Below are 1,849 nucleotides of genomic sequence, written 5' to 3'. Positions count from 1 at the left end.
GCCGCGGTGTGTGCTTCAGGTCAGCCCTCGTGGCCGGCCGAGTGGGTCGCCTCGGCGCCGGTGTGCGCGCTGTGGTCGGTGCCGACCTCGGTGGTCCCGCCGAGCTTGCCCTGCAGCTTCGCGATCACCTTCTTGTCGCCGACCGCGGTCCACTTGCGGCCCAGGAGGTAGAAGCCGCCGTAGTCCTTGGCCCCGTTGATCCACTCACGCTGGCCGCGGTCGGTGGCGTACGTCAGGAGGAGGAACTTGCCGTAGGTGGTGGTCTTGCAGGCGGCCTGGCGGAGCTCGTCCGCGTCGATCTGCATGATGGGCTTGCAGCCCGCCTCGCTCGCGATGTGCTCCAGGCTGCCGGTCGCGGCCACCGGCGTGGCGTCGATCGTCGTGGCCGCCGAGTCGCTCGCGCCGCCTGAGCAGCCCGCCAGGGCCAGCGCCGCCAGGGCTGTGACTGCGGCGGTCACGAGCTTCGGTCGCGTCACCATCATCTGTTCTTCCTCCGGTCCGTTCGGCGCCGACACTACTCTCGGCCCATGCCGCGGGGAGGCCCGGTCAAGGGCCCTCCCCCTCGATACGGCTACGGGGCACCAACCACTCAATCAGGGAACGTGTGTGCGAGAGTGGGCAAGTGAACGCAGACTGGGAAGAGCGTGTGGTCGCCGCCTGGGCGACCTTCGACGACTACGACGAGGAGCACGGGGCCGACTTCCGTGCGGTGATCGACGCCCTCGTCGCGGAACTGCCCGCCGACAGCCCTCTGGCTTCTTTCGAACAGGCATGCGCCTGGGACTCGACGGGCCACTCCGACCGGGCGGAGCCGCTCTACCGGGAGGCGCTCGCGCTCGGGCTCGGCGAACAGAGCGGATACAAGGGCCGCCGCGCCAAGATCCAGCTGTCGAGTTCGCTGCGCAACCTCGGCCGGGCCGAAGAGGGCGTCAAGCTCCTCACCCCCGAACTGGACGCCCCCTCCGACGAGTTGGACGACGCCGTACGAGCGTGTCTGGCACTGTGCCTGTCCAGCCTCGGCCGGGACCGTGAGGGCCTCTCGCTGGTCCTCGGCGCCCTCGCTCCTCATCTGCCGCGCTATCAGCGGTCGATGGCGAACTACGCCCGCCTGCTGACCGAGCCCGACGCGTAACTCCCGGACGGCCAGGTGACCATCCCGCGATTCGCTCGTTCTGCTGAACGTGCAGTCACAGGATGTCGCCTTCAGCCCCGCCACCGGTAAAAGCGCCAAGGGCCGCCCCGTCGTCGACGTGGAGCAGGCCGAGGCCGCGCTCGTCGAGCACTATCCCCGGCTCGTCCGGCTCGCCTATCTGGTGCTGCCGCCGAGCCTCGGCCGTAGCCGGCGCGTCCTGACGGCGCACGCCCTCACCCAGCGTGCGCTGCCCAGGGGGCGCACGGCCACCGCCACCGTCCCGGCCCAGCCGAAGGGCCGCGCGGGCGACCCCGGCTACGCGCTCGTCCGCCTCCAGGTGCTGCGTACGGCGCTCGCGGCGGGGCAGCCGTGGCGCGGACGCTCCCTGCCGAAGCGGTCGCAGTTGCCGCCGCTGCTCCCCCAGGTCTGGGGCCTGCGGCTCTTCCCCCGTTCGGGCGGCGCCGACGAACTCGCCCTGGACCAGCGGCTGTCGGCGCTCTCCGGCCCCGCCCGGGCCGCGTACGTCCTGCGCGGTCTGGAGAAGCTCCCGGACGCCGACGTACGCACCGCCCTGGAGGCCGCCGGGGTCGACCGGCCGATCGAGGCGCTCCGCGAGGCGGACGAGGTCCCGGCGCAGTACGCGCTGCTCGGCTCCGCCGAGTTCGACCCGTGTTCGCTGCAGGCGCGTCCGACCGACCTGATGCGGCGCAGGCAGCA

2 protein-coding genes and 1 pseudogene are annotated in these 1,849 nt (G+C 72.0%); 2 read left to right on the top strand and 1 reads right to left on the bottom strand.

What is annotated here, in order from left to right; all coding sequences use genetic code 11:
* Positions 1-20: 20 nt before the first annotated feature.
* Positions 21-482 (bottom strand): hypothetical protein, encoded by a 462-nt coding sequence (locus STRTUCAR8_RS39610; protein ID WP_006382005.1) that lies wholly within the window; start codon positions 480-482, stop codon positions 21-23.
* A gap of 140 nt (positions 483-622) precedes the next feature.
* On the opposite strand from STRTUCAR8_RS39610, the gene STRTUCAR8_RS39605 reads away from it, so the two are divergent.
* Positions 623-1,132, top strand: coding sequence for a tetratricopeptide repeat protein (locus tag STRTUCAR8_RS39605; RefSeq protein WP_044473683.1), 510 nt, complete (start codon positions 623-625; stop codon positions 1,130-1,132).
* A 49-nt stretch (positions 1,133-1,181) separates the two neighbouring features.
* Positions 1,182-1,849: pseudogene (locus STRTUCAR8_RS39600) on the top strand (hypothetical protein); the annotation flags it as partial.

This window comes from Streptomyces turgidiscabies Car8 (assembly GCF_000331005.1).
Taxonomy (GTDB): Bacteria; Actinomycetota; Actinomycetes; order Streptomycetales; family Streptomycetaceae; genus Streptomyces; species Streptomyces turgidiscabies.
This window is presented reverse-complemented; position numbering and strand designations above follow the sequence as displayed.

Excerpts from the sequence above, each read along its gene's own strand:
- STRTUCAR8_RS39610 (WP_006382005.1), bottom strand. The coding sequence starts at position 482 with ATGATGGTGACGCGACCGAAGCTCGTGACCGCCGCAGTCACAGCCCTG.